This is a genomic window from Nocardia sp. NPDC058499, from assembly GCF_042719915.1.
Taxonomy (GTDB): domain Bacteria; phylum Actinomycetota; class Actinomycetes; order Mycobacteriales; family Mycobacteriaceae; genus Nocardia.
In genome coordinates this window covers 408,379-433,085 of the sequence record NZ_JBHXMZ010000003.1, presented here as the reverse complement: position 1 = coordinate 433,085, position 24,707 = coordinate 408,379, and the positions used below count along the sequence as shown (strand labels likewise).

General features: G+C 67.5%; 25 protein-coding genes and 1 tRNA gene. 18 read left to right on the top strand and 8 right to left on the bottom strand.

The features are described from left to right. The first annotated feature begins 78 nt into the window (after positions 1-78). Both ACFWPH_RS12230 and ACFWPH_RS12225 read left to right on the top strand, forming a co-directional pair. Entirely contained in the window at positions 79-1,734 is a 1,656-nt protein-coding gene (locus ACFWPH_RS12230) for a dipeptide ABC transporter ATP-binding protein (protein ID WP_378750206.1), read from the top strand. A 59-nt stretch (positions 1,735-1,793) separates the two neighbouring features. Continuing rightward, positions 1,794-2,540 (top strand): oxidoreductase, encoded by a 747-nt coding sequence (locus tag ACFWPH_RS12225; protein WP_378750204.1) that lies wholly within the window; start codon positions 1,794-1,796, stop codon positions 2,538-2,540. Between the two features lie 475 nt (positions 2,541-3,015). Here the strand turns inward: ACFWPH_RS12225 and ACFWPH_RS12220 are convergent, their stop codons facing one another. Then, on the bottom strand, positions 3,016-3,849 hold the full coding sequence (locus ACFWPH_RS12220) for an HAD family hydrolase (protein WP_378750202.1): 834 nt from the start codon (positions 3,847-3,849) through the stop codon (positions 3,016-3,018). A 362-nt stretch (positions 3,850-4,211) separates the two neighbouring features. Here ACFWPH_RS12220 and ssd point away from each other — a divergent pair, with 362 nt between their 5' ends. The 7 genes from ssd (at position 4,212) to ACFWPH_RS12185 (ending at position 9,309) form a co-directional block, all read left to right on the top strand. Next, complete coding sequence (ssd, locus tag ACFWPH_RS12215) at positions 4,212-5,318, top strand: septum site-determining protein Ssd (protein WP_378750200.1); 1,107 nt, start codon at positions 4,212-4,214, stop codon at positions 5,316-5,318. After that, the gene (locus ACFWPH_RS12210) at positions 5,315-6,514 is read left to right on the top strand and encodes a TadA family conjugal transfer-associated ATPase (protein ID WP_378750198.1); all 1,200 of its coding nucleotides are present in this window, start codon (positions 5,315-5,317) and stop codon (positions 6,512-6,514) included. Before ssd ends, ACFWPH_RS12210 begins: the two co-directional genes overlap by 4 nt. A 134-nt stretch (positions 6,515-6,648) precedes the next feature. Next, positions 6,649-7,329 carry a hypothetical protein gene (locus ACFWPH_RS12205; protein ID WP_378750196.1) on the top strand — a complete coding sequence of 227 codons (681 nt, stop codon included), beginning with the start codon at positions 6,649-6,651 and terminating at the stop codon, positions 7,327-7,329. Between the two features lie 103 nt (positions 7,330-7,432). Next, positions 7,433-8,029: a type II secretion system F family protein gene (locus ACFWPH_RS12200; protein WP_378750194.1), complete on the top strand. Its 597-nt coding sequence runs from the start codon at positions 7,433-7,435 to the stop codon at positions 8,027-8,029. 71 nt (positions 8,030-8,100) lie between these two features. Continuing rightward, positions 8,101-8,337 carry a DUF4244 domain-containing protein gene (locus ACFWPH_RS12195; RefSeq protein WP_378750706.1) on the top strand — a complete coding sequence of 79 codons (237 nt, stop codon included), beginning with the start codon at positions 8,101-8,103 and terminating at the stop codon, positions 8,335-8,337. An 88-nt stretch (positions 8,338-8,425) separates the two neighbouring features. Beyond that, positions 8,426-8,740 carry a TadE family type IV pilus minor pilin gene (locus ACFWPH_RS12190; RefSeq protein ID WP_280418533.1) on the top strand — a complete coding sequence of 105 codons (315 nt, stop codon included), beginning with the start codon at positions 8,426-8,428 and terminating at the stop codon, positions 8,738-8,740. A 188-nt stretch (positions 8,741-8,928) separates the two neighbouring features. Continuing rightward, positions 8,929-9,309 carry an Rv3654c family TadE-like protein gene (locus tag ACFWPH_RS12185; RefSeq protein ID WP_378750191.1) on the top strand — a complete coding sequence of 127 codons (381 nt, stop codon included), beginning with the start codon at positions 8,929-8,931 and terminating at the stop codon, positions 9,307-9,309. Positions 9,310-9,553: 244 nt separating this feature from the next. Here ACFWPH_RS12185 and ACFWPH_RS12180 read toward each other — a convergent pair whose 3' ends face one another. Next, positions 9,554-11,920 carry a DEAD/DEAH box helicase gene (locus ACFWPH_RS12180; RefSeq protein ID WP_378750189.1) on the bottom strand — a complete coding sequence of 789 codons (2,367 nt, stop codon included), beginning with the start codon at positions 11,918-11,920 and terminating at the stop codon, positions 9,554-9,556. 432 nt (positions 11,921-12,352) lie between these two features. On the opposite strand from ACFWPH_RS12180, the gene ACFWPH_RS12175 reads away from it, so the two are divergent. The 7 genes from ACFWPH_RS12175 to ACFWPH_RS12145 all read left to right on the top strand — a co-directional run bounded on the left by ACFWPH_RS12175 (position 12,353) and on the right by ACFWPH_RS12145 (position 18,713). After that, a complete protein-coding gene (locus tag ACFWPH_RS12175) occupies positions 12,353-12,559 on the top strand; it encodes a cold-shock protein (protein WP_011206895.1) in 207 nt (68 codons plus the stop codon). A 607-nt stretch (positions 12,560-13,166) separates the two neighbouring features. Further along, positions 13,167-16,052, top strand: a complete 2,886-nt coding sequence (gene topA, locus ACFWPH_RS12170; RefSeq protein WP_378750704.1) for a type I DNA topoisomerase — start codon at positions 13,167-13,169, stop codon at positions 16,050-16,052. Between the two features lie 84 nt (positions 16,053-16,136). Then, entirely contained in the window at positions 16,137-16,643 is a 507-nt protein-coding gene (locus tag ACFWPH_RS12165; RefSeq protein WP_378750187.1) for a DUF664 domain-containing protein, read from the top strand. A 75-nt stretch (positions 16,644-16,718) separates the two neighbouring features. After that, positions 16,719-17,909, top strand: coding sequence for a DNA polymerase III subunit delta' (locus ACFWPH_RS12160; RefSeq protein WP_378750185.1), 1,191 nt, complete (start codon positions 16,719-16,721; stop codon positions 17,907-17,909). 57 nt (positions 17,910-17,966) lie between these two features. After that, positions 17,967-18,042 (top strand) — tRNA-Thr (locus tag ACFWPH_RS12155). 132 nt (positions 18,043-18,174) lie between these two features. Then, complete coding sequence (locus tag ACFWPH_RS12150) at positions 18,175-18,456, top strand: type II toxin-antitoxin system Phd/YefM family antitoxin (RefSeq protein WP_378750183.1); 282 nt, start codon at positions 18,175-18,177, stop codon at positions 18,454-18,456. Next, on the top strand, positions 18,453-18,713 hold the full coding sequence (locus ACFWPH_RS12145) for a Txe/YoeB family addiction module toxin (RefSeq protein WP_378750181.1): 261 nt from the start codon (positions 18,453-18,455) through the stop codon (positions 18,711-18,713). The genes ACFWPH_RS12150 and ACFWPH_RS12145 overlap by 4 nt, the downstream gene beginning before the upstream one ends. Before the next feature lie 141 nt (positions 18,714-18,854). On the opposite strand, the gene ACFWPH_RS12140 is transcribed toward ACFWPH_RS12145, so the two are convergent. The 6 genes from ACFWPH_RS12140 to ACFWPH_RS12115 all read right to left on the bottom strand — a co-directional run bounded on the left by ACFWPH_RS12140 (position 18,855) and on the right by ACFWPH_RS12115 (position 23,682). Further along, positions 18,855-19,400, bottom strand: a complete 546-nt coding sequence (locus tag ACFWPH_RS12140; RefSeq protein WP_378750179.1) for a hypothetical protein — start codon at positions 19,398-19,400, stop codon at positions 18,855-18,857. A gap of 66 nt (positions 19,401-19,466) precedes the next feature. Then, positions 19,467-20,048, bottom strand: a complete 582-nt coding sequence (locus ACFWPH_RS12135) for a TetR/AcrR family transcriptional regulator (protein WP_378750702.1) — start codon at positions 20,046-20,048, stop codon at positions 19,467-19,469. A 162-nt stretch (positions 20,049-20,210) separates the two neighbouring features. Further along, complete coding sequence (locus ACFWPH_RS12130; protein ID WP_378750177.1) at positions 20,211-20,579, bottom strand: cupin domain-containing protein; 369 nt, start codon at positions 20,577-20,579, stop codon at positions 20,211-20,213. Positions 20,580-20,833: 254 nt separating this feature from the next. Beyond that, positions 20,834-21,283: a MaoC/PaaZ C-terminal domain-containing protein gene (locus ACFWPH_RS12125; RefSeq protein WP_378750175.1), complete on the bottom strand. Its 450-nt coding sequence runs from the start codon at positions 21,281-21,283 to the stop codon at positions 20,834-20,836. 68 nt (positions 21,284-21,351) lie between these two features. After that, on the bottom strand, positions 21,352-22,638 hold the full coding sequence (locus tag ACFWPH_RS12120; protein WP_378750700.1) for a lipase family protein: 1,287 nt from the start codon (positions 22,636-22,638) through the stop codon (positions 21,352-21,354). A gap of 441 nt (positions 22,639-23,079) precedes the next feature. Further along, positions 23,080-23,682, bottom strand: coding sequence for a TetR/AcrR family transcriptional regulator (locus ACFWPH_RS12115; protein ID WP_378750173.1), 603 nt, complete (start codon positions 23,680-23,682; stop codon positions 23,080-23,082). An 87-nt stretch (positions 23,683-23,769) separates the two neighbouring features. Here ACFWPH_RS12115 and ACFWPH_RS12110 point away from each other — a divergent pair, with 87 nt between their 5' ends. Together ACFWPH_RS12110 and ACFWPH_RS12105 are read left to right on the top strand one after the other, a co-directional pair. Beyond that, on the top strand, positions 23,770-24,183 hold the full coding sequence (locus tag ACFWPH_RS12110) for a DUF4267 domain-containing protein (protein ID WP_378750171.1): 414 nt from the start codon (positions 23,770-23,772) through the stop codon (positions 24,181-24,183). Positions 24,184-24,226: 43 nt separating this feature from the next. Beyond that, positions 24,227-24,700 carry a DUF1772 domain-containing protein gene (locus tag ACFWPH_RS12105; RefSeq protein ID WP_378750169.1) on the top strand — a complete coding sequence of 158 codons (474 nt, stop codon included), beginning with the start codon at positions 24,227-24,229 and terminating at the stop codon, positions 24,698-24,700. Positions 24,701-24,707 lie beyond the last annotated feature (7 nt).

Below are 24,707 nucleotides of genomic sequence, written 5' to 3'. Positions count from 1 at the left end.
CGGCGGAAACCGGCGAATCCGGCCGGCCGGAAGCCGGTACGGCGCCTCGCGTGCGCGGACCCGAGACAGGAAGCGATCATGACCGGTGCCACCGACGACCGCCCATTGCTGGAGATCCGGGATCTGCACATCTCCTTCGGGACCGGCGACGACCGGGTCGAGGCGGTACGCGGCGTCGATCTCAGCGTCTACCCCGGTGAAACCGTGGCGATCGTCGGGGAGAGCGGATCGGGTAAATCGACCACCGCGCACGCCGTCCTCGGTCTGCTGCCGCCCGGCGGGCGTATCGCCGGCGGCAGTATCCGCTTCGCCGGTACGGAACTGGCCGGCGCGCCGGAATCCCGGCTGGCGGCCGTGCGCGGCACCGAGATCGGTTTCGTACCGCAGGACCCGATGTCGAATCTCGACCCGGTCTACCCGATCGGATTCCAGATCCGGGAGACCCTGGCCGCCAACGGTGTAGCCCGCGGCCGGGCGGCCCGGGAGCGGACTGTGGAACTACTGCGCGCCGCCGGAATACCCGACCCGGAGCACCGGGCCGGCCAGTACCCGCACGAACTGTCCGGCGGGCTGCGGCAGCGCGCGCTCATCGCCATGGCCTTGTCCGCGCGACCGGCGCTGTTGATCGCCGACGAACCCACCTCGGCGCTGGACGTCACCGTGCAGCGCCGGATCCTCGACCATATCGACAGTCTCACCGGCGAATTCGGTACGGCCATGCTGCTCATCACGCACGATCTGGGTTTGGCCGCCGAACGCGCGGAACACCTGGTGGTGCTGTATCGGGGCCGCGTCGTCGAATCGGGCCCCGCGCTCGAATTGCTCCGTGATCCGCGGCATGCCTACACCCGGAAACTGGTGGATTCGGCACCTTCGCTGGCCGCCGGGCGGCGGGCGGGTCGTATCCGCGGTGTCGAGCCGGACCGGGCAGGCGGCAAGGAACCGATCCTGGTCGCCGACCGGCTGACCAAGCGCTACCGGGTGCGCGGTACGGTCCCGTGGCGCTCCCGGGAAAGCACGGCAGCGGAGAACGTCTCGTTCCGCCTGGACCGCGGCACCACCACCGCGCTGGTCGGCGAATCGGGTTCCGGAAAATCCACGGTCGCCCAGCTCGTCCTCGGGTTGCTCGAACCCAGCTCGGGTTCGGTGATTTTCGACGGTACCGATATCGCGCGACTGTCGGGTCGCGAACAGACCCGGTTCCGCCGCCGGGTGCAGCCGATCTTCCAGAACCCCTACGCCTCGCTCGACCCGATGTACTCGATCCACCGGTGCATCGCCGAACCACTGTGGACCCACAACCTCGGTACCCGTGCCGAACGCGACGCCCGGGTCCGCGAACTGCTGGACCAGGTCGCGCTGCCGGCCGGTATCGCGCCCCGCTACCCGAACGAACTGTCCGGCGGGCAGCGTCAGCGGGTGGCCATCGCCCGGGCACTGGCCCTCGAACCGGATCTGCTGGTCTGCGACGAGGCGGTTTCGGCGCTCGATGTGCTCGTCCAGGCCAATATCCTGGACCTACTCGACCGTCTGCAGCGCGACCTGGGGCTCACCTATCTCTTCATCACCCATGATCTGGCCGTGGTCCGCCAGATCGCGGACGACGTCCTGGTGATGCACGACGGCCGCATCGTCGAGGCAGCGCCGACCGAGCGGATCTTCGAAGCACCCGCCGAGGAGTACACCCGCAGCCTGCTCGCGGCCATCCCGGGGCGGGACCTGCTCGTCGGGTAACGGGGGACCACGCGGGTCTCGCGCCCGCCGTGCCGCCGCGCCGCGTAGCCTGCTACCCCGTGACCGATCCGCTCGCGCCCCTCACCGAACTGCCCTGCGTCCGGGCCGCCGCCGACAAGGCCCGCGACGCCTTGGCCGAGGTACACCGGCACAAAACCAATCGCCGGGGCTGGCCGACCACGTCGGCCGAAGCCGCGGTGCGCGCCGCGCGATCCTCGGCGGCACTCGACGGCGGCAGTACCGAACTCCCTGCCGACGGCGCGGTCGCCGATCCGATCCTGGCCGGCGCGCTGCGCGTGGGGCAGGCGTTGGAAGGCGATGCACTGCGCAACCTGGTCGGGGTCTGGGAACGGGCGCCGCTGCAGGCGCTGGCCCGGCTGCACCTGCTGGCCGCCGCGGACCTGGTCGACGACGAAGGCGAACTGGGCCGGCCACGTGCTCATGGAGGTGTCGCCGAACGCTTGGACGTTCTGGCCCAGACCCTGCTGTCCACCTCGGCGCCCGCCCCGGTGACGGCGGCCGTGGTGCACGGCGAGCTGATGACGTTGAAACCGTTCGGGACCGCGGACGCACTGGTCGCCCGGGCGGCGTCGCGACTGGTGACCGTGTCCAGTGGGCTGGATCCGCACGCGCTCGGTGTACCGGAGGTTTTCTTGTTGCGGCGCCGGCAGGCCTACCTGGACGCGGCGGCGGGTTTCGGCGCCGGTACCGCCGCGGGTGTCGGCGGCTGGGTGGTTTTCTGCTGCGGGGCGCTCGAAGACGGCGCGCGGGAAGCGATGTCGATCGCGGAGGCGGCAGCCGGCTGAGTACCTTGCGGATGGACCACCCGGTTCACCGCCCCCGGACGCGGCGTTCCCCGCACATCAAAGCGGGCGGCGTGGTCCTTGGACCTCACCGCCCGCGAGCACGGACTACCCGGTTACCATGCGTGCTGAAATGGGTTGTGTTCTCCGGCCTCGGCGTTCCTCCGGGCTCCGCAGCAGCTCATCCCCGCAGCTATGCGAGGCCATCGCCGGCAACGAACCGGATTTCGCAGGCCCACAACACTCCTGCCCTTGTCGCGGCGAGCTCCGCGTGGGTACCTGGTGTCCGTGCTGGGAAGGGTGGGTCGGGAGGCGGAGCCTTCTCTTCCGGCTGCGCCTTGGCCTTCCGTCCTTCCGTGCCTCCATTTCTACACTGTGAGCGCACTCACATCAAGGCTTCGCGGAACATCACCGAACATTCACCGAATGATCCCGCCAATTGGAGGAATATGCTATAAGACCAGGTGAGCGGCCATCTTCAGCGGCGGCGCAGGAGTCGATAGGTGAGCGCGCCGGCGGCCAGCGCGCTCAGGCCGACCGCAATACCGGTGGCCGTCGTTTTCGACGGTGCGCGAAACCGTGACCACAGCGAAACCGGATTGGAGAACGTGAGGACCGGCCAGCCCCGCGCTGTTGCCTCCCGCCGGAGGTTTCGGTCGGGATTCACCGCGGTCGGGTGGCCGACCGCTGACAGCATCGGCAGATCGGTGATCGAATCGGAATACGCGTAGGACCGCGACAGGTCGTAACCCGCTGTGGCGGACAGTTTTTCCATGGCGGTGACCTTGCCTTGCCCATAACAGTAGAAGTCGACGGCCCCGGTGTACTTACCGTCGACGACCTCCATCCGAGTGGCGGCGGTATATGTGGCTCCGAGTGCCTCGGCGATCGGGGCCACGACTTCCTCGCCGGAGGCGGAGACGATCACCACATCGTGGCCGCGGATCCGGTGATCGGCGATCAGATCGACTGCCTCCGCGTAGATCAGCGGATCCACCAGGTCGTGCAAGGTTTCGGCCACTATCGACTGGATCTGGGCGACATCCCAGCCGGCAACCATGTTCGTCAGGTTGGCGCGCATCCGTTCCATCTGATCGTGGTCGGCACCCGACAGCAGGAACATGAAATGGGCATAGCTGCTCTCCAGCACGGCACGCCGGTTGATCAGGCCCTCGGCGAAGAAGGGTTTGCTGAACACGTAGGTGCTCGAGCGGGCAATCACCGTCTTGTCCAGGTCGAAGAAGGCGGCGATACGGCCGTTGGTGCCGTGGCGATCGCCGGTCAGCGGAGTCGAATCAGCAGAGTCCGTCACGGGTTCAGGATAAGCATCGGTGCCTGGCGTGTCGGCGCTGCCGGGTGGATTCGGCGGTCCTGACCTGTGCTTTTTCCTGGCATATAATAGCGGGTGTGAACCGGCGAACTTCTTTGTCGCGGGGCTTGCGTTCCCGTCGGGGATTGGGTGTAGTATGGCTGTCACCTGGACATGTTCCAGGCGCGTTCAGCCCGACCCCCCGGGGCTGAACCCCGACGGCCCCAGCCTCCTCCCCCCCCGGCTGGGGCCGTCCTCTATTCAAGGGGCGGTCGCGCTCGCAAAGTTGTCCACAGCCCGCGAGTTGTCCACAATCGCCGCCACTGCCCACTTTCGGGCGGGGCTCGTCGGCCACGCTGGCTCGTATGGACCACGACACGACCACCGCGGAAGACACCGAACCCGCTGTGCTGGTGGTCATCCGGGATCACTCGCTTCGCGAGGAAGTCCGCCGGGTGGCCGCGGCGGCCGGTCGGCGCATCGAGGAAACCGACCCACCGGCGGGCCGGCACGTCTGGTCGGTGGCGCCACTCATCGTCTTGGACACCCGGGCGGCGGTGGAATGCGCCGCCGCCGCGCCGCCGCGGCGCAACGGGGTGGTCACCGTCACCGACGGCGAACCCGAACTGGGCGATTGGCAGGCGGCGGCGGTGATCGGCGCCGAACGTGTGGTAACGCTGCCCGCCGCGGCGGTCGGGCTCATCGAGAAGTTCGCCGAATACGCCGAACAGCACGCCGACGGCGGAGTCGTCATCGCCCTGGCCGGTGCCGGTGGCGGTGCGGGGGCGTCGACCTTGGCCGCAGCGGTTGCGTTGCGATCGGCCACCTCCCGGTTCCGGCCGCATACCGTGCTCGTCGACGGCGTGCCCCAGGGCGGCGGCCTGGATTTGCTGCTCGGTATCGAGGGCACGCCCGGCCTGCGCTGGCCCGATCTGGTCATCGACGACGGCCGGGTGGCCGCCGCCGAACTACACGACGCCTTACCCGGCGCCGGCGCGGGCCTGTCGGTGCTGTCCTGCGGCCGCGGCGCGGGCCGGGCGAGTCCCATCGGCGCCGCCGCGGTCCATGCGGTGATCGAAGCCACCCGTGGGGCAGGCGATCTCGTCGTCTGCGATATCTCGAGTGAACGCGGCCCGCACGTAGACCGGATACTGGACGCCGCGGATCTGGTGGTGCTCGTCGTACCCGCCCGGTTGCGCGCGGTGGCAGCGGCCGAGGCCGTCGCGCGGTGGATCGCCGACCGGAATCCGAACCAGGGGCTGGTCGTCCGCGGTCCGGCCCCCGGTAATCTCCGCGGTCACGAAATCGCGAGGGTCCTCGAACTGCCGCTGCTGGCCGCCGTACGCGCACAGCCGGGCCTCGGCGCCCGCCTCGAACGCGGTGGTCTGCGGTTACCGCGCGGCCCGCTGCGCACCGCCTGCGACGCGGTTCTCGCGGTACTGAGCCCACCGGACGAACGGCGACCGGGATGACCACCGGTGCCGAGGACCCCGTGGTCACGGCCGAACTTCTGGACCGGGTGCGCCGGCGGCTGGCCGGCGAATCCGCCGAGCCCGAACCGGCGCGGGTCGCCGCGGCCATCCGGGCCGAAGCGGGCGGAATGCTGGGTGATACCGATCTCTTACGTGCCTTGCGGCTGCTGCAGACCGAACTCACCGGCGCCGGCGTACTCGAACCGCTGCTGCACGATCCGGCGGTTGCCGATGTCCTGGTGACGGCGCCCGACGCGGTATGGGTCGATCGCGGGCGCGGGGTCGAGAAAACCTCGATAACCTTTCCCGACGAGGCCGCGGTGCGGCGCCTGGCCCAGCGGCTGGCGCTGTCGGCGGGCCGTCGGCTCGACGACGCGCAACCCTGGGTGGACGGCCGGCTCTCGGGCCGGGAACTCGTACTGGGCAACAACTTCGGTGTCCGACTGCACGCGGTGCTGTCTCCGGTCGCCCTCGGCGGCACCTGCCTATCGCTGCGTGTCCTGCGTCCGGCCACCCAGGGCCTGGAAGCCCTGTCCCGGGCAGGGACAGTTTCGGCCGAAGCGAAAACCCTGTTGCGCAAGATCATCCGGGCCCGGCTGGCATTCCTGGTGGTGGGCGGAACCGGTGCCGGGAAAACGACGCTGCTGTCGGCGCTGCTCGCCGAGGTGGCAGCGGGGGAACGAATCGTCTGTGTGGAGGATGCCGCCGAACTCGCGCCGCCACATCCCCACGTGGTCCGGCTGGTGGCCCGCCCGGCGAATATCGAAGGCGCCGGCGAGATCACGTTGCGCGATCTGGTGCGCCAGGCGCTGCGGATGCGGCCCGATCGCATCGTGGTGGGGGAGGTGCGCGGCGCAGAGGTCGTGGACCTGCTCACCGCCCTCAACACCGGACACGACGGCGGTGCAGGAACCGTACATGCCAACTCGCCCCATGAGGTTCCGGCCCGGCTCGAGGCGCTTGCCGGTTCGGGCGGTATGGACCGCCCTGCCCTGCACAGTCAGCTGGCCGCCGCGGTCCAGGTCGTACTGCACGTTCAGCGGCGTACCGACGGTGTGCGCATCCTCCGGGAAATCGGCGTGGTGCGACGGGACGGCCACGGCTGGGTCGAGATCTGCCCGGCGTGGCGCCCCGGCGGACCGGCCCCCGGCGCGGAGCTGCTGGCGAGGTTGCTCGAAGAACGGCTGGGCGGATGATGCCGGGAGAGCCGGCCGGGCCGGCGATCGCGGCGCTCGGTTGTGTTGCGGTGGGCCTACTCATTCTCCCGGCAACGGCTGTCCGGCGGCGATACCTGATGGTTTTCCGTCCGCAGCCGAGGCGTCGAATACCCGTGCACCGGTCTCTCCACTGCATTGCCGGTCTGGGCGCCATGGTGGCGCTGAGCCTGGGTAGCGGGGCCCTCGTCACCGCAGTCCTCGTCGGGGCGGCCGTTGCGGTCCGGGTGCGCCGCGCCCGCCGGTCCGGGCGGCACCGTACCGAATGCGGATACCTGCTCGACGGCTTGGCGGCCGTGATCGCGGAACTACACGTGGGCGCGCATCCCAGCGCTGCCGCCGCCGTCGCCGCGCGCGAAACCTCCGGGATCGCGGCACAGGCGTTCGCGGTGGGCGCCGCCCGCAGCCGGCTGGGCGGATCCGGGGCCGACGGAATGCTGTGCCCGGGAACGGTCGTCGCCACCGAACTGGCCCGGGTCGCGGATGCTTGGCGGGTCGCCGAATGCCACGGCCTCGCCCTGGCCGAACTACTGTCGGCGGCCCGCGCCGACCTGGCAGCCCGGGCCAAATTCCGCAATCGGACCGAAGCGGCCTTGGCCGGTGCCCGGGCCACGGCCGCCATTCTGGCGGTACTGCCGGTGCTGGGCATCGGTTTGGGGCAGCTGATGGGGGCCGACCCGCTACGCGTTCTCCTTTTCTCCGGGATCGGCACCTATCTCCTGCCGCTCGGCGCCGGCCTGGCCTGTGCCGGATTGCTGTGGGCCGACGAGATAACACGCCGGGTGGTATCGCAATGACCCCGCCTGCGCGCCGTGATCGCCGCCCGAACCGGCGTTTTCGGTGTCGACCAGAGCCCGGACGGTATCCGGGCTGCCGGCCACTCCTGTGCGGGTGCTGCCGATGATCACCGTTCCGGAATGGCCCTGCCTGCTGCTGGCCGCTGCGTTGCTCTTGGTCCCGGCCCGTGTGCCGGTGATCGCGCGGCTGTGTGCCCGCCCGGTCGAGGGACGGCCGGCCGTACCCGGCACGCGCGGTCCGGCCGACCCGGTGGCGACCGCGACCCTCTTCGATCTGCTGGCGGCGTGTTTACGTGCCGGTTTGCCGACCGATGCCGCGGTCCGCGCCGTGGTGCCGACCTGCCCCGCCCGCCTGGCGGCACCGCTACAGCACGCCGCCGACTTGCTCGCCATGGGCGCCGACCCGGCCACCGCCTGGGTGTCGGCCGGGCCGGAAGCCGCGGCACCCGAGTTCGATGCTCTGGCCCGGCTGGCACGCCGATCGGCTCGCTCCGGATCTTCGCTGGCGGCGGCGGTGGGTGAGCTGGCCGAAGAACACCGGGCCCTGGTCGAGGAAGCGGCGACCGCGCGGGCCGAGCGCGCCGGAGTGCTGATCGGCGGCCCGCTGGGCCTGTGCTTCCTGCCGGCGTTCGTCTGCCTGGGCATCGTCCCGGTAATCGTGGGGCTGGCAGGCCGGGTGCTGGGCGGTGCGCTGCTGTGACCGCGCCGCCGGACACCGAGATGTACCTGCGTACGGACCGGCCGTACGAGGTCGAGAGAAGGGGGATACAGATGTGGAAAGTGAGCGAATGCGGGCCGGTACGGCGGTTGCGCACGGTCGGCGGGGAGTTCAACGCTCGTCTCCTGCATGCCGCGGTCGCGGAGGAGGGGATGAGCACCGTGGAATATGCGATCGGCACGATCGCTGCGGCGGCGTTCGGTGCTGTTCTGTACACGGTGGTGACCGGCGAAAGTATTCCCGACGCGTTGACCGGGATCATCGAAAAGGCTTTGAACACAAGTGTCTAGCGCCCGGACCGGGACGTACCGGCGGTCCGGCCCCGGAGCGCCTGCGGCTGCGCGTGCACCGGGGCTGCTACGGGACGACGCCGGTTCGGTGACTGTCGAAGCGGCAATTGCACTCGGGGCGCTCGCCGCCGCGGTCGCACTGTGCGTGGGTGCGGTTTTCGCCGCCGTCACTCAGGTGCGTTGTGTCGATGCGGCCAGGGAGGCGGCCCGTCTCGCCGCACGAGGCGACCGGGCGGCTGCCGAGCCCACGGCACGGCAGGTCGCCCCGGACGGGGCCGATATTTCGGTGCGCTACGAGGCCGATCGGGTGGTCGCGGTGGTCACTGCAGATGTTCCGCTGTTACCTGCACTCGAACTGCGTGCCGAAGCGGTGGCCGCGCGGGAGCCGGGGGAGGGCGTATGAAAGCGGAACCCGTGGGATATCGCCGCGAAGAGCGGGCCACGCACTCGGCGCGGCCATCCTGCCGGCGGGGCACCGAGCACGGGGAGCCGGCCTCTCAACTCCCGGAGAGCAGCGCCGCTCGGGTGCGGGCCCGGAGTCGGTCGAGCCCGCACCCGGCCGTTGCGGAGGACCGGCGCGTCGGTGCGGATATGGCCGAGAGTCCGAATTCCGCGCGTCTTTCCCGGGACGACGGGTCGGCAACGGTGACCGCCTGCCTCGCGCTGGCCGCGTTGCTCGCGCTCACCGTGCTCGTTACGCACGTGGGCGGGGTGATCGCGGCCCGGCACCGGGCGCAGGCGGCAGCCGATCTCGCGGCGCTGACTGCCGCTGCGGAACTACCGGAAGGAGCCGATGCGGGATGCGCCGCTGCCGAAGCGCTCGGCCGGCGCATGAAGGCGGGAGTCGTCCGGTGCGAGGTTGCCGGATGGGACGTACTGATCGAGGTCGAAGAAAAAGTACCGGCGGGTCCGTTCGGGTCACGGGGTATACGAGCCATTGCACGTGCAGGTCCGGTCGAAGAAGGTGAGTGATCGGCTTTCGGGGAAATTTGTTAACGACGAATACCGCATTCGCTTAGGTCGAGCAATTAATGGCTCGCTACCGGAAATAGGAGTTTGTTATTGAATTGATTCGGAGGCATTGCCGGCAGCTACCGATCCGTTACAGGGCAACAATTCAGTTAACATGATCATCTTCCTCTTAAATCGAACGACGGGTTGGGCAGGTTGCCGAGTGCCGCCGTACGCAGCGAACGTACTGACCAGTGTGTACCCGTCAAGCAAGGCCGGATGGGCGGCCGGGCTCGGCCGGCTCGGTCAGAATCGCGGTCAACAAGCTGATCGCTCCGGCCTTGTCCAGCGGATCGTTCCCGTTTCCGCATTTGGGTGACTGCACACACGACGGGCAGCCGGCAGGGCAGGAACACGACTCCACGGCGGCCAGCGTGGCTCCCAGCCACTGCCGCAGCAGGGCGTACCCCCGTTCGGCAAAACCGGCGCCACCGGCCTGTCCGTCGTAGACGAACACCGTGGGGAGACCGGTATCGGGGTGCCGGTCGGTGGACACACCACCGATATCCCACCGGTCACAGGTCGCGACCAGCGGCAACAGCCCGATCGCCGCGTGTTCGGCGGCGTGTAATGAGCCGGGGACATCGGCGGGCGCGATCCCTGCGCGCGTCAGCAGCTCCGGGGTCAACGTGTAGAGCACCGCGGTAGTAGGCAACGGCTGCGGCGGCAGGTCGAGCTCGACCATATCGAGTACCTCGCCGGTGACGGCGGTACGCAGGTAACCGATGACCTGGCTGTGCACGGTCACCGTCGCCAATGCTGCTGTGACCTGCCCGAACATGCGGCTTTCCCGGATCGAGTCAATGGTGAGGGAGGTGGTCTGCCTGGCGCTGGTGGTCCAACCCGGTGCCTCTTCGCGTACGAATGCGACGCCGCCGTCCAGGTCGAGTTCGTCGACCACGTAGGTCTCGCCCTGGTGCAGGTGTACCGCTCCCCGATGCAGCGTGGCCGGCGCGCGGGCGGCGTCCGCCGTGCCGAGGAACCGCCCGGTCTCGCCGACCACGATCGCCACCGGGGTGCCGATACCGCCGCGGACATCGACCGCATCGTGGGGTGGTTCGGCAGCGGTATAGAACCAGTAGTGGCCGCCACCGTTCGACCGGCGCCGGCGAATCAGCCCCTTACCTGCGAGTTCGGCCACTATGTGATGGTCGGCGAGGCGCTGGACCTCGCGGTCGTCGAGAGGTAGCTCCATTGCCGCGCACAGCAGTTGCGGACCGAGCACATAGGGGTTGGCGGGGTCGATTATCGTGGCCTCCACCGGGCGGTCCAGCAAGGCTTCCGGGTGGTGGACGAGGTAGGTGTCCAGTGGATCGTCGCGGGCCACCAATACCGCCAGCGCTCCCTGGGTCCGCCGTCCGGCCCGGCCGATCTGCTGACGGAACGAGGCCACGGTGCCGGGAAAACCGGCGAGCACCACTGCATCCAGGCCTGCGATATCCACGCCGAGTTCCAGGGCGTTGGTGGTTGCCGCGGCGAGTATCGATCCGTCGTTGATTCCCGCTTCGAGTGCGCGGCGGTCTTCGGGCAGGTAGCCGCCACGGTAGGCGGCGATACGATCGGCCAGTTCAGGGGCGGTTTCCGTCAGTCGCTGCCGGGTGTGCAGGGCGATCAGCTCCGCGGCCCGCCGAGAGCGTGCGAAGGTCAGCGTGCGGGCCCCTTCGAGTACCAGGTCGGCGGTGATGCGGGCGGCCTCGGTGGTGGCGCCCAGTCGCACGGGGGCGCCGTTCTCGCCCTGTATCGAGGTGAGCAGCGGAGGCTCCCAGAACGCGACGGTACGCGGTCCGCGTGGCGACCCGTCCTCGGTCACCGCGGCACAGTCCGAACCGATCAACCGCGATGCGGCGGCGGCCGGATCGGCGGCCGTTGCGGAGCAGAGCACGAACACCGGATCGGCGCCGTAGTGGGCGGCCAATCGGCGCAGGCGCCGCAGTACCAGTGCCACGTGGGAGCCGAAAATTCCCCGGTAGGCGTGGCATTCATCGACAACCACATAGCGCAGCCGGCGCAACAGCCGCGCCCAGCGCTGATGAGAGCGCAGCAGCCCGAGGTGCAGCATATCGGGGTTGGTGAACACCCACCGTGCCTCGGCCCGTACCAACTGACGGACCTCCGTCGGTGTATCGCCGTCGTAGGCGGCCACCGGGATCCGGCGTAACGCTTCGTGCCGGGTGAGCTCGCCGACCATTCGCAACTGGTCGGCGCCGAGAGCTTTGGTCGGCGCGATGTACAGCGCCGTGGCGCGCGGGTCGTCGTGTAGGGCGGTGAGCACCGGGAGGTGGTAGCCGAGCGATTTACCGGAGGCGGTCCCGGTGGATACGACCACGTGCTGCCCGCCGTGGGCGAGTTCGGCGGTGGCGGCCTGATGACTCCACGGCGCCGCGATACCGTCCTCGCGGAGCGCATCGATCACCGCAGGCGCCGCCCAGATCGGCCATTCGGCGGTCCGGGGCGTGCGGCCGGGGTCCTCCGCGATATGCGTCAGCCGCGAATCGGTATCCTCGCCTCCACGCAGGACACGATTCAGCAACGATCGCCCGTAGCTCTCCTCGGATCGGACCTCGCGAGTCATGTCGATACACCCTCTGCGTGTCCGGATGATGTGAAACATCGTCGTCCGCCGCCCGCTGCCTGCGGATTCGATACCCAATAGCGATCTGGGTCACAGCCGGGTACGCGGTCCGCTCGCTGGTTATCGGTAGGCAAACATACCGGAGGTTCAGATTCCGCCGGGCTATCCCTTATAGCCGCATTCGCGAGATCATTTTTTTTGCAAATTGTCGGTAACTCCGCTGTTGAATTTCCCAAAGACATGGTTCACTGGGTCTCGGTCGCAAGCTTCTGTGTTCGAGGGAACGGATGCAAAGTCCAAACCTTGGCAGGATCGATGTTGCGAACCGCTTACGAAGGCCCTGCGGGTGTCCAGAGTACAGGGGTTCGGAACGGGCCCGGTGGACGAAACTCAGTTGTCCGCCGTTCCGAGTAAGAAAAGAGAAGGAACAGAATGGCACAGGGAACTGTGAAGTGGTTCAACGCGGAGAAGGGCTTCGGCTTCATCGCGCCCGAAGACGGCTCTGCGGACGTCTTCGTCCACTACTCCGAAATCCAGGGTTCGGGGTTCCGTACCCTCGAGGAAAATCAGAAGGTCGAGTTCGAGGTTGGTCAGGGCACCAAAGGCCCGCAGGCCACCGGAGTTCGTGCGCTCAGCTGAGCGAGTACACCTCCCAGTTCGTCCCTCGATCCCGTAACGGGAGCGAGGGACGAACTATATGTGCAGTATGTGTACTTCCGCGGCCGTGAGCCCCGCTCGTTACGATGCGCCTGCCCGAGTCGTGCGCTCGCCGCGCCTCCGGGCTTTCGCTCCGGCCGCGCGGCATCCGGGTATCCCGGTATCGGCCGCGCATTTTCCGGGCATCCGCGATCGAGCTCCGGCGGATGGTGTCGCGTCACACTTCTCGGTGATCGCCGGCCCCGCTCGTCCGAATTGCGCCACGCGCGGACGGACGGCCGATTACCGTCGTCGTATACCGCTCACCTCGACAAGGCACGACTTCGTGACCTACCGTGCGTGCTGTGGTGGCCCCGCGCCCTGCATACTGAACGGCATCGACGCGCCATCGCCCGATGGTCGCAACCGCTCGACCACGCGCAGCGTCAAGGTATAAACGTGTCTGGTGGTGATGTTCGTCGTCACCATCTGTTCATCCAGCCGCGTCCTGCGCCCCAGCAGCGTCCAGCGGGTCGAGAAGGAAAGGGATTCGCCGGTGGCAACACGAGACCGTAGCGCAGCCGAGGCGGGTCGTCCCGTGCGTCGTCTCGTGATCGTCGAGTCCCCGACAAAGGCTCGTAAAATCGCGCCCTACCTGGGACGGAACTATACGGTCGAGGCATCGGTGGGGCATATCCGCGATCTGCCGCGCGGCGCCGCCGATGTGCCCGCCAAATACAAGGGGCAGGACTGGGCCCGGCTCGGGGTGGACGTCAACAACGATTTCGAACCCATCTATGTGGTGAGCCCGGATAAGAAGGGCAAGGTCACCGAACTCAAGGGACTGCTGGCCGACGCCGACGAGCTCTACCTCGCCACCGACCCCGACCGTGAGGGCGAGGCGATCGCCTGGCATCTGCTGGAGACGCTGAAGCCGAAGGTCCCGGTTCGCCGGATGGTTTTCCACGAGATCACCGAACCCGCCATCCAGGCGGCCGCCGCCGATACCCGTGACCTGGACAACGACCTGGTCGACGCGCAGGAAACCCGGCGCATCCTGGACCGGCTGTACGGCTACGAGGTCAGCCCGGTGCTGTGGAAGAAGGTCATGCCGCGGTTGTCGGCGGGCCGGGTGCAGTCCGTCGCGACCCGGGTGGTCGTGCAGCGTGAGCGTGAGCGGATGGCGTTCCGGTCGGCCGAGTACTGGGATATCGCGGCGAGATTGGACGCCGGCGGGGAATCCGATACCGCCAACCCGCGGGTGTTCTCCGCGCGGCTGGTCGATGTCGACGGTTCCCGGGTCGCCACCGGCCGGGATTTCGGTTCCGACGGGCAGCTCAAGGCCGATTCGCGTGCCCTGGTGCTGGATGAGGCCCGCGCTCGACGGTTGTCCGAGGCGCTGCACGGTGTCGATCTGGTGGTGACCTCGGCCGAATCCAAGCCGTACACCCGCAAACCGTATGCGCCGTTCATGACCTCCACCCTGCAGCAGGAGGCCGGCCGCAAACTGCGTTTCACCTCCGAACGCACCATGCGCACCGCGCAGCGGCTGTACGAGAACGGCTACATCACCTATATGCGTACCGACTCGACGACGCTGTCGGAGTCGGCGATCAATGCTGCCCGCACCCAGGCGACCCAGCTCTACGGCGCGGAGTACGTGCACCCGACCGCGCGGCAGTACACCCGCAAGGTCAAGAACGCGCAGGAAGCACACGAGGCGATCCGCCCCGCCGGTGATACCTTCGCCACACCCGGCCAGCTGCATTCCCGGTTGGACAACGACGAGTTCCGGCTCTACGAGCTGATCTGGCAGCGCACCGTCGCCTCACAGATGGCCGACGCCAAGGGCACCACTCTCACCCTGCGGATCACCGGCACGGCCGGTACCGGCGAGGAGTGTGTGTTCTCCGCCTCGGGCCGCACCATCACTTTCCCCGGGTTCCTCCGGGCCTACGTGGAGAGTGTCGACGAGGAGGCAGGTGGCCAATCCGACGACGCGGAAACCCGGTTGCCGCAGCTCGCGGAGGGCGAGGGCGTGACGGCCGTCGAACTGAACCCCGACGGGCACAGCACCAATCCGCCTGCCCGATACACCGAAGCGTCGCTGATCAAAACGCTCGAGGAGCTGGGCATCGGGCGCCCGTCCACCTACTCCTCGATCATCAAGACCATTCTCGACCGCGGCTATATCTACAAACGTGGTAGCGCACTGGTGCCGTCCTGGGTGGCGTTCTCGGTGACCGGACTGTTGGAGTCGCATTTCGGCCGGCTGGTCGATTTCGATTTCACCGCCGCCATGGAAGACGATCTGGACGCCATCGCTACCGGCCGGGCCCAGCGCGGCAACTGGTTGTCCAGCTTCTACTTCGGTGGGGACGACGGCGCCGAGGGGTCGGTCGCGCGGTCCGGCGGGCTCAAGAAAATGGTCGGGGAGCGGCTCGACGATATCGATGCCCGCGTGATCAATTCGATCAAACTCTTCACCGATGACGCGGACCGCGATGTGGTGGTGCGGGTCGGCCGGTACGGGCCGTATCTGGAACGAATGGTCACCGACCCGGACAAGCCCGATGCGGAACCGACCTCGCAACGCGCGAATCTGCCCGACGATCTGCCGCCCGACGAGTTGACCCCCGATGTCGCCGAGAAGCTGTTCGCGACCCCGCAGGAGGGGCGCGCACTCGGTGTCGACCCGGTGACCGGGCACGAAATCGTGGTCAAGGAGGGACGTTTCGGGCCGTACGTCACCGAGATCCTGCCAGAACCGCCGGAGGACGAGGCGGCGAAGAAGACGACGAAGAAGAACAGTGGCCCGAAACCGCGCACCGGCTCGCTGCTGAAATCCATGGATCCGGCGACGGTGACGCTCGAGGACGCGCTCAAGCTGCTGTCGCTGCCGCGGGTGGTCGGTACCGATCCGGCCTCCGGTGAGGAGATCACCGCGCAGAACGGGCGCTATGGCCCCTACCTCAAAAAGGGGACGGATTCGCGTTCGCTGGCCACCGAGGACCAGATCTTCACGGTGACCCTGGACGAGGCCCTCAAGTTGTATGCCGAACCCAAGCGCCGAGGTAGACAGGCCGCGGCCGCTGCGCCGCTGCGGGAACTCGGCAATGATTCGGCCACCGATAAACCGATGGTGATCAAGGACGGGCGATTCGGTCCCTACGTCACCGACGGGGAAACCAACGCCAGCCTGCGTAAGGGCGACGAGGTGGAGTCGATCACCGACGAACGGGCCTCGGAACTGCTGGCCGATCGTCGCGCGCGGGGGCCGGTGAAGAAGGCGGCCAAGAAGACCGCGAAGAAGGCTCCGGCCAAGAAGGCCGCGGCGAAGAAGACCACTACCGCGGCGAAGAAGACCACTACCGCGGCGAAGAAGTCGACCACCGCGAAGAAGACCACGGCCAAGAAAACGACTGCCAAGAAGGCCGCCGCGAAGAAGGCGCCCGCACAGCAGGCCGCGAGCCGCGCCACCGAGGACGACGAATAGAAACCTCTCCGCCCTGGGAAACGACGGATGGTTGTCGTACCCGGGCCGTAGCCTGACGCGCGACACCGATCAGAAGGAGCGCCGATGGCCGGCCGCCAGGAGCACGACGACCTCATCCAGTTGCTGGACGAACAGCGCGAGATGTTCCGCATCACCCTGCGGGGTATCAGCGAAGAGCAGGCAAGGCAGCGCACCACCGCGAGCGAACTCACCTTGGGTGGGCTGCTGCACCATCTGGTCAGTTGTGAACGGCTGTGGACAAAAGTGCTCGTGGACCGCGACGAGAACGCGGAACAGAAGTTGGAAGACTTCGAAGGCCAATACAGCATCGGCGACTCGGAAACCGTGGCCGGTTTGCTCGCGGAATGGGAGATCGTCGCGGCGAACACCGCGGAAATCATTCGCTCCGTGGGCGACCTCGACGCCTCCATCCCCACCCCCACCAACCCATGGGTACCCGGCCGGGTGTGGTGGTCGGCGCGTTTCCTGATCCTGCACATCCTGCGTGAGATCGCCCACCACAGTGGGCACGCCGATATCATCCGCGAACAGTTGGACGGTGCGAACACCACCGCTCAGCGTGCTGGATAGGCCCGCCCCGCCTCCGCTCGACCGGCCGGGGCCATCCGATGAGCAAGGCCCAGCGGGTCCATTAGGGTGTCGGACGTGACGGACGTCTTCGATCGGCTGGTGGGGCAGGAGACGGTAGCGGCCGAACTGACCGCCGCCGCGGTGGCGGGCCGCTCCGGCACCGCGGACTCGGCGATGACACATTCGTGGTTGTTCACGGGCCCGCCGGGTTCCGGACGGTCCGTTGCCGCATTGTGCTTCGCCGCGGCACTGCAATGCACCGATCCCGACCGGCCGGGGTGCGGCCGGTGCCACGCGTGCACCACCACGATGGCCGGAACCCACGGTGACGTCCGCCGGGTGATCCCGGAGGGTTTGAGTATCTCCACAAAAGAGATGCGTGGAATTGTGCAGATCGCTGCCCGCCGCCCCAGCACCGGCCGCTGGCAGGTCGTGGTGATCGAAGACGCCGACCGGCTCACCGAAGCCGCGGGCAATGTTCTGCTCAAGGTGGTCGAGGAACCGCCCGAACGGACGGTTTTCCTGCTGTGCGCCCCCTCGGTGGACCCCGAGGACATCTCGGTGACGCTGCGCTCCCGCTGCCGCCATGTCCATCTGATCACCCCATCGGCGTCCGCCATCGCCCAGGTATTGCGCGACCACGACGGCCTGGACGCGGAAACCGCCGAATGGGCGGCCGCAGTGAGTGGCGGCCATGTGGGCCGCGCCCGCCGCCTCGCCACCGACGACGAGGCCCGCGACCGCCGCCGGCGGGCGCTCGACCTGGTTGCCGCGGTCTTCCGCGGTAACGCCTACCTCGCGGCGGACGAGCTGGTGAAAGCCGCCGACGACGAAGCCAAAGAGCTCAGCGCCGAACGCGACGAACGCGAACGCGACGAACTCGCCACCGCCCTTGGGGCCGGTGGCACCGGAAAAGGCGCGGCCGGCGCCACCCGCGGTTCCGCGGGCGTCCTGAAAGACCTGGAAAAACGCCAGAAATCCCGCGCCACCCGCACCGGCCGCGACGCGCTGGACCGCGCCCTCCTCGATATTGCCGGCCTCTACCGCGACGCCTTGGCTGTGAGCTTCGGCGACCCCACCGGCCTCACCATGACCCACCCCGATATGGCCGACCGCGCCCGCACCCTCGCCACCCGCATCCGCCCCGAGGGCCTGCTCCGCTCGATCGACGCCGTCCTCGCCTGCCGCGAAGCCCTCGATCGCAATGTCAAACCCCGTTTCGCCCTCGCCGCAATGGCCGCCACCCTCCTCGCGCAAACCTCCTGACCACCCGTTTTCGCGTTCCCCGGCCGGAGACGATAGACTCGCGACGCCGAAAGGCACGCCGCCTTAGCTCAGTCGGTAGAGCGCTTCACTCGTAATGAAAAGGTCAGGAGTTCGATTCTCCTAGGCGGCTCCACTCGGAAATCAGCTCTAAAAGCTGATTTCCGCCGTGTCGACGCCTCCGGCGAGGTGCCGCAGCGGCTGCCTTGTCACGATCTATCACTGCAGCAGCGGTGACCTGTGTACAGAAAGTCTGTACAGTTGGCGCATGAGGCAGATCTCCTACACCGAAGCCCGCGCCACCCTGGCGAAGGTGCTCGACACCGCGACCGATGACCTGGAAGAGGTCGTCGTCACTCGTGCCGGTCACGAGGCGGCGGTGGTGGTTTCGCTTCGTGAATACGAGTCGCTGAAGGAAACCGCCCATCTGCTCGGCACGCCCGCCAATGCCCGGCATCTGCAGCGCGGGCTGGAAGAATTCGCGGCGGGCGGATTCGTTCCGGGCGAACGTCTGGACGTACCGGACGACGACTCTGCGGGTGTGGCGTGAAGCTGCAGTTTTCCAGTGAGGCATGGAACGACTACGTATGGACAGTCGCCAACGATCGTGCGGCAGCGCGCAAGATCAATCGCCTTTTCGATGACATCGTGGTCAATGGCCAAGCCGACGGAATCGGTAAGCCGGAGCCACTGTTGCACAGTCTCGCCGGGTGGTGGTCGAGGCGGATCACGCAGGAGCACCGGTTGGTCTATCGGGTCGAGGACGAGGTGATCCGCATTCTCTCGTGCCGACACCACTACGAATAGATCTCCGCCGCGCCATAGTTCGGTGCCGCCCTATGCTGCTTCGGGGGTCGACCGTCCCCAATTCGGGCGCTCAGCGGAGGAGCAGTTCGGAAGCCCAGGCTCCGAGGCCCGGAGCCTGGGCTGATTCAGCGGGATGGGCGGCTACAGGTCGCTGCCGTCGGGTCGCCCGTTGCCGATGGTTCCCACACGTACTTTCGGGGTCCGGTCGGTGGCCGATTCGGTGCGGAAGAAGGCGCGCACCGAAGGGGGGATCCACAAGAGCGCCAATCCGGCCGTGTGGGTCAGGTGACCGATCACAACCGCCCACAGGTACATGGAGCCGGCCGTTGCCGAGATCATCGCCGCGCAGATCACGAAGACGAGCACCAGAGTCAGTGTCACCCGCGCCCAGCGCCGGCCGAGCAGGACTTTCCACCCGAGCCAGACGAATACGGTGACGTTCGCGAGATGCAGGATGTAGGTGTAGGCCAAGGAGGCGATCCAGGCGAATTTCAGCTGATCTGCCGGCAGATCCGGATTCGCCTGTGTGATCGTCGTTTCGACGCCGGTCCGGTCGAATGTCATGACGATCGGTAGGGCGATGAGCGCGATCATGCTCACCACACCGCACCAGGTCAGCCAGTGGAGCGGGGCGGGGGCCCGGCGCCAGGTGGCTACGATCCGGGATCGGTTCGGCAGGAAGGCCATTGATGCTCCAGAGTTGGGGTGATGTCCGGCGTGCGGCGACGCCGGGTATTTGCGGGAAGCGCCCCGCTAGTGTGCGCGCAGGCGATCGGTGTGGTCTCGCAGAATCTGTACCGCCAATTCCGGGGCCAATAGCGGGGTCCGGGCTTGTAGCTGGAGCGCCAGGCCGTCGATGAGCACCGCCAGCCGCGGCACCTCCCATTCGAGATGGAGGTCTGATCGCAGGTGTGCGCGGATTCCGGGATGCCGTAGGGCGTGCCGGCAGACGTCGTGAACTCCGGTCGCGGTGCTCTCCCGCATACGCAACGAATGCGGGTTGGCTCCCCCTTCGGCGAAGAGGGCGAGATTGACATCCATCTCCAGCCGGCGTTCGTCGTCCAGCGGTAATAGTTCGCAGAGCCACGCCACGAGGTCGGGGGTCTGCGAACTGTTGTGTTTTTCGACGCGGGTGCTGAAACGCCGGTGCACCAGCTCCATCGAGAACGCCAGTAGATCGGCCTTGGCCGGGAAAACGTGGCGGAGCGAGCCCGTGGACAATCCGGCCGCCGCGGCGACGGTGCGGAGCGACACCGCAGCGACGCCCTTCTGCTGAATCACTTTCCAGGTCGCGGCGGCCAACTCGGCTCGCCGTTGCGCATGGTCGATCAACATCGGCACTTGATTATGGTAGCACTACTGAGTTAACAAAATTCGCGGAGAGCGTGGCACGCGAGCGCATCCGGATCCAAGGGCCAGGCGTCCAGCCGGCTGTCGACCGGTCGAAGAATGCTTTGTCACCGGTCTTGCCGCCTTCGGGTTCGCCGGTGAACGCCGTCATGTGAGGGAGTCGTCATACTGCGCGGTGAGCGGGCCACCTGCATCGCCGGTGTTCTGAACTCCTGCGGGTTCGATGAGCATTGCGTGCACTTCCCCGTCTGCTATCGGACAGTGCTCGACACCCTTCGGCACGACGAACAACTGCCCCGGCCCGACCCGGACGTCGCCGTCACGCATCTGGATCATCAGTTCACCGTCGATGACGAAGAAGAGTTCGTCGGTTTCGTCGTGTTTGTGCCACACGAACTCGCCTTGCAGTTTGACGACTTTGATTTCGTAATCGTTGAGCCGCGCCACAACCTTGGGCGACCAGCGCTCGGAGAACAGCGACAACTTCGCGGCCAGGTCTACGGGATCTTTCGACATGTTCCGATGGTGACACCACTCGATCCGCGTATCTCGCGACGCCCTGCTGCCTGTCACCGGACATCGATACCGGGCGAAGGACAATCGTGGCCGTACCGTCTCCACGTCTGCTATGTCCATAATCCGGTTCAGTGTGAGAAGGCGGGTAGGCCGGCCGGAGTTCGGCCGAATACGTCGATTGATGCGACGTGGCCTGACGGTAGGTGAACTGGGAAAACTGTCCCAACGCATCGGTGTTGTGCCGTGATGGCGGGTTATCGATACGCGCGGTAGAGGGATTCGGCTACGCAGACCGGGCTTTCGATCCTTTCGCCTTCGAATATGAGGTTCGTGCGCACCTGGACGCCTCCAGGGATTGGTTCGGCCGCGATGATCTGTAGCCGCAATCTGAAGCGGGTGCCGGTGGGGAGGGCAGCGGGAAAGCGGATCCGGTCGACACCGTAGGCGACAGCGAAGGAGAATCCAGTGAACTGCCACAGGGTTTCGAGCACGCTCGGGGCGGTGGCCATGAAGTAGTAGCCGTGCGCGATCGTCGAGCCGTAGGGAGTTGTGCGGGCGAAGTCAGGATCCACGTGGAGGGGGTTGCGGTCGTCGCTGGCGTCGGCGAAATCGGTGACTCGCTGCTGGCTCAGCAGCTGCCACTCGCTTACCGCTTCTGCGCCGTTGTGCTTGCCGGGGTCCTCGGCGGCGTCGATAACGATCATGCCCCGAGGCTAGGCCTATCACTGCGTCCGGACCGGCCGGATGCGGGCGCCTGAGATAGGCCGGTCGATCACCCGGCCGGGATGGGGACTGGTGCGAGGGAGTTGCCGGGGCCGATGGATGCGCAGTTCGTCGTGGGTGGGGTGCCGGCGAAACGGTCGGCGAGGAACTGGGCGGCCTCGGCCTGGAAGCGGGCGAAGGCGGCGATGTGGTCGTGGTGCTGGTATCGGGCGTAGGTTACCGGGACGCCGCGGCCGCAGTGCTGGTGGGCCAGGGCCTCGATATCGCGGGCGACCATCACCGAGTCGCCGATCGGATCGTTCTGGCCTACGGCGAGCAGCAGTGGAACGGTGGGTGTGCCGGCGGTGCCCATGATGTTGTCGTTGACGGCGGCCGCGGCCGCGGGGACATCGAGCAGGGAATGGTAGGGGGCGCGGACCATTTCGGCGTCGGTGAGGCCGGGATAACGTTTGGCGAACTGCCCGAGGCACAGGCTCTCCACAGCGGCGGTGAGCTGGGCCCCGCGTTCGGAGAGGAAGGCGGCGGTGTCGAGGCCGTAGGCGCGGCGGAAGGAGACGACCATGGCCGGGATGACGCCCGCCCAGTTGGCGCTGCCGCTGACATAGGGGAGGTTGTGGGCGAGGTGGACGGGTAGCCCGCCGGCGGCGGCGCCGATCAGGGCGAGTTCGGGGGCGTAGTGCGGGGCGAGCTCGGCGCCCCATTCGGTGGGCACCGAACCGCCCGAGTATCCGGTCATCGCGACCGGTGTCGATGCGGGCAGGCCCAGGATCTGTTCGGCGGCCCGGATTCCGTCGAGGGCGGCGTAGCCCGATTGCCGGCCGACGGTCCACTCCAGATCCAGGCCCTCGTAATCGGGTACCACGACGGTGAATCCGGCGGCTAGATAGCCGGCGATGATGGCCTGCTCCATGATGGCACCGGGGCTGTCGGTCCGGCCGGTGAGCGTGGACGAGGGGTTGCATTGGGATCCGAGGGCGTCGTAGGCCATGTGGTACGACAGGAGTCGCGTGGGGCCGGGGACGAGTGGTCGGAGCACGGTGGTGACTGCCGCGGTGGGGCCGTTCTGCTGATTGGTGGTCCGGTAGAGCACCTGGGTGCTGGTGATGGGTGTGGATAACTTCGGGAACGCGAACGGCGCGGGCCGGGAACGCAGGACTGCCCCCGGAGCGGTGGTGGTCAGGGGCCGGTCGTAGTCGTAGAAGGAGTCGGCAGCCGCAGGTGGTGGGTCGGCTTGTACGGCAGCCGGGATTGCTGCCGTACTGCCCGACAGCAGCAGTGCCGCCGTGACCAGAGCGCGGATCATCCGGGGCAGTGCCCCGGAACCGAATGCGACCATCCTCATCGTCGACTCCGTTCCCCGGCAGCAGCCGCCGGGCGCTACCGCGGGCAGTCTCCGGATCGGCCGGTCACCGGCGCGGTGTGACGAGTTGTGCACAAGCCTGAGCAGCGAAATGTCTCTCGGACGCCGGCTGCATTGAAACCCACCCGCACATTGGGGTCAACGAACCGGTCGCGCGGGTCGCGAACGAACACGCCGGAGGCACGCGCGGGAAGAGGCCCGCGGTTTCGACCCGGCCGGGCGGCGCATGAGCAGAACCCGAGCCCGTTCTCGGGACGGTGGCAATTTCATCGAGACCGCCGACGTGGAATCAGGCAGTAGCGGGCGGCCCTCGGGTTCCGGCGACCGACAGTAGCGGCGTTACCCGGATCCGTGCGGAATTGCGAGCCGCTCCCACGAAGTCATCACTGTGTGTAGACGCCGGGCCGTAGCGGGCGACTATTTCGCGTGCGGCTCGGCGGGGTCGTGTGCGGCGTCTTCCAGCCAGCCCTGCAGGATCGCCAACCGCTCCGTCCGGTGACCTGGGCGAAGGCGGTTGTTGCGTTCGAGCGTGGCCAGGCCGTGGAGAGTGCTCCAGATAGTCTCGGTGAGGGTTTCGACGTCGGTTGTGGCGGCGAAGGGGGCAAAGGTTGTGACCAGTTCGGTGAATGCGTTGCGGAGGGGTTCGGGGGCGCCGTCGCCGAAGGTGAGGTCGGTGGGTAGGACGAACATGGCCTCGTAGAGGGCGGGGTTTTCGGCGGCGAAGTCGGTGTAGGCGCGGGCTACGGCAGCCAGAGCTGCGGATTTGTCGGGGGCTGTGGTGCGGGCGTGGTGGAGGACGGCGGCGGCTTCGGTGATGCCGTCGAGGGCGACCGCGGTGACGATGGCGCGTTTACCGGCGAAATGGCTGTAGAGGACGGGTTGGCTGTATTCGATGCGGTCCGCGAGTTTGCGGACGGTGACGGCGTCCCAGCCTTCGGTTTCCGCCAGTTCGCGGGCCGTATCGACGATGAGCCTGTGCCGCTCGGCTCGTTCCCGTTCGCGCCTGTTCTGGATACCCATACCGTCGAATCTAGCAGCGCTAGACAAAGTAGCGCCAACAGATTAGTGTCGCTACTAGATATAGCAATGCTAGATATGGAGTCGACCATGATCACCGCTCGCCGCATCGCCACCGTGTTGTCCCTGATCGGGGCCGCATTCATCCTGTACATCGGGGTCGGTTATCTGATCGCCCCCGAATGGATCGCTCCCGGCTTCGGATTGCCGGTATGGCCCACGGGTGAAGCGGCGGCGTTCTCGAATCTCAAGGGAGTTCGCGATACGGTCACCGGGATCGTCGTCCTGGTGCTGCTCGCGCTGGGACAGCGGTACGCGCTGGGGGTCGTGCTGCTCGGGTTCGCGCTGATCCCGGTGGGGGACATGCTCACCGTTCTGCTCCACAACGGTTCGGCCGCCGCGGCTTTCGGAATCCACGGGCTGACCGCTGCGTTCGTCGCACTCACCGGGGTGCTGCTCATCCGTGAGCGCGTCGGCGCCGCTGCCGCTGTCCAGGCCGTGTAGCGCATCGGAACCATTCGACAGCCCAAACCCTCAGGAGCCTCCCATGACCACGCTCATCCAAGTTCTCGCCGTGCTCGCCCTCGTCACCAACGCCGTCGTCTACGGCACCGACGCTTTTGCCGCACTCATCGCACGCTCGGTCAATGCCCGGCTCGACGACGCCACTATGACCCTGAGTGCCGGGTGGGGTCACTATTACGCTGACGCGCGCATGCCGCCGGTCGGCATCACCGGATTGGTGAGCGCGCTCGCCGCCGCTGTGGTGGCCGGGCTGAGCGGATACCTGGTCTCGGCGGGAGCAGCGGCGGTGGCCGTGGTCGCGCTGGTCGTCTGGCTCGCCCTGTATGCCCGGATCGCGAAACCGGTCAATACGGCGCAGAAGGCGGCGGCGGTTTCCGGGGTCATTCCGGACAATGCGCGTGCGCTGCAACAGCGTTGGGACAGCATTATCTTCCCGCGGGTGGGGCTGCAGGCGATCGCGCTGGTCGCCCTGGCGGTCGTGATCGCGGCTGTCTGAGCGGCCA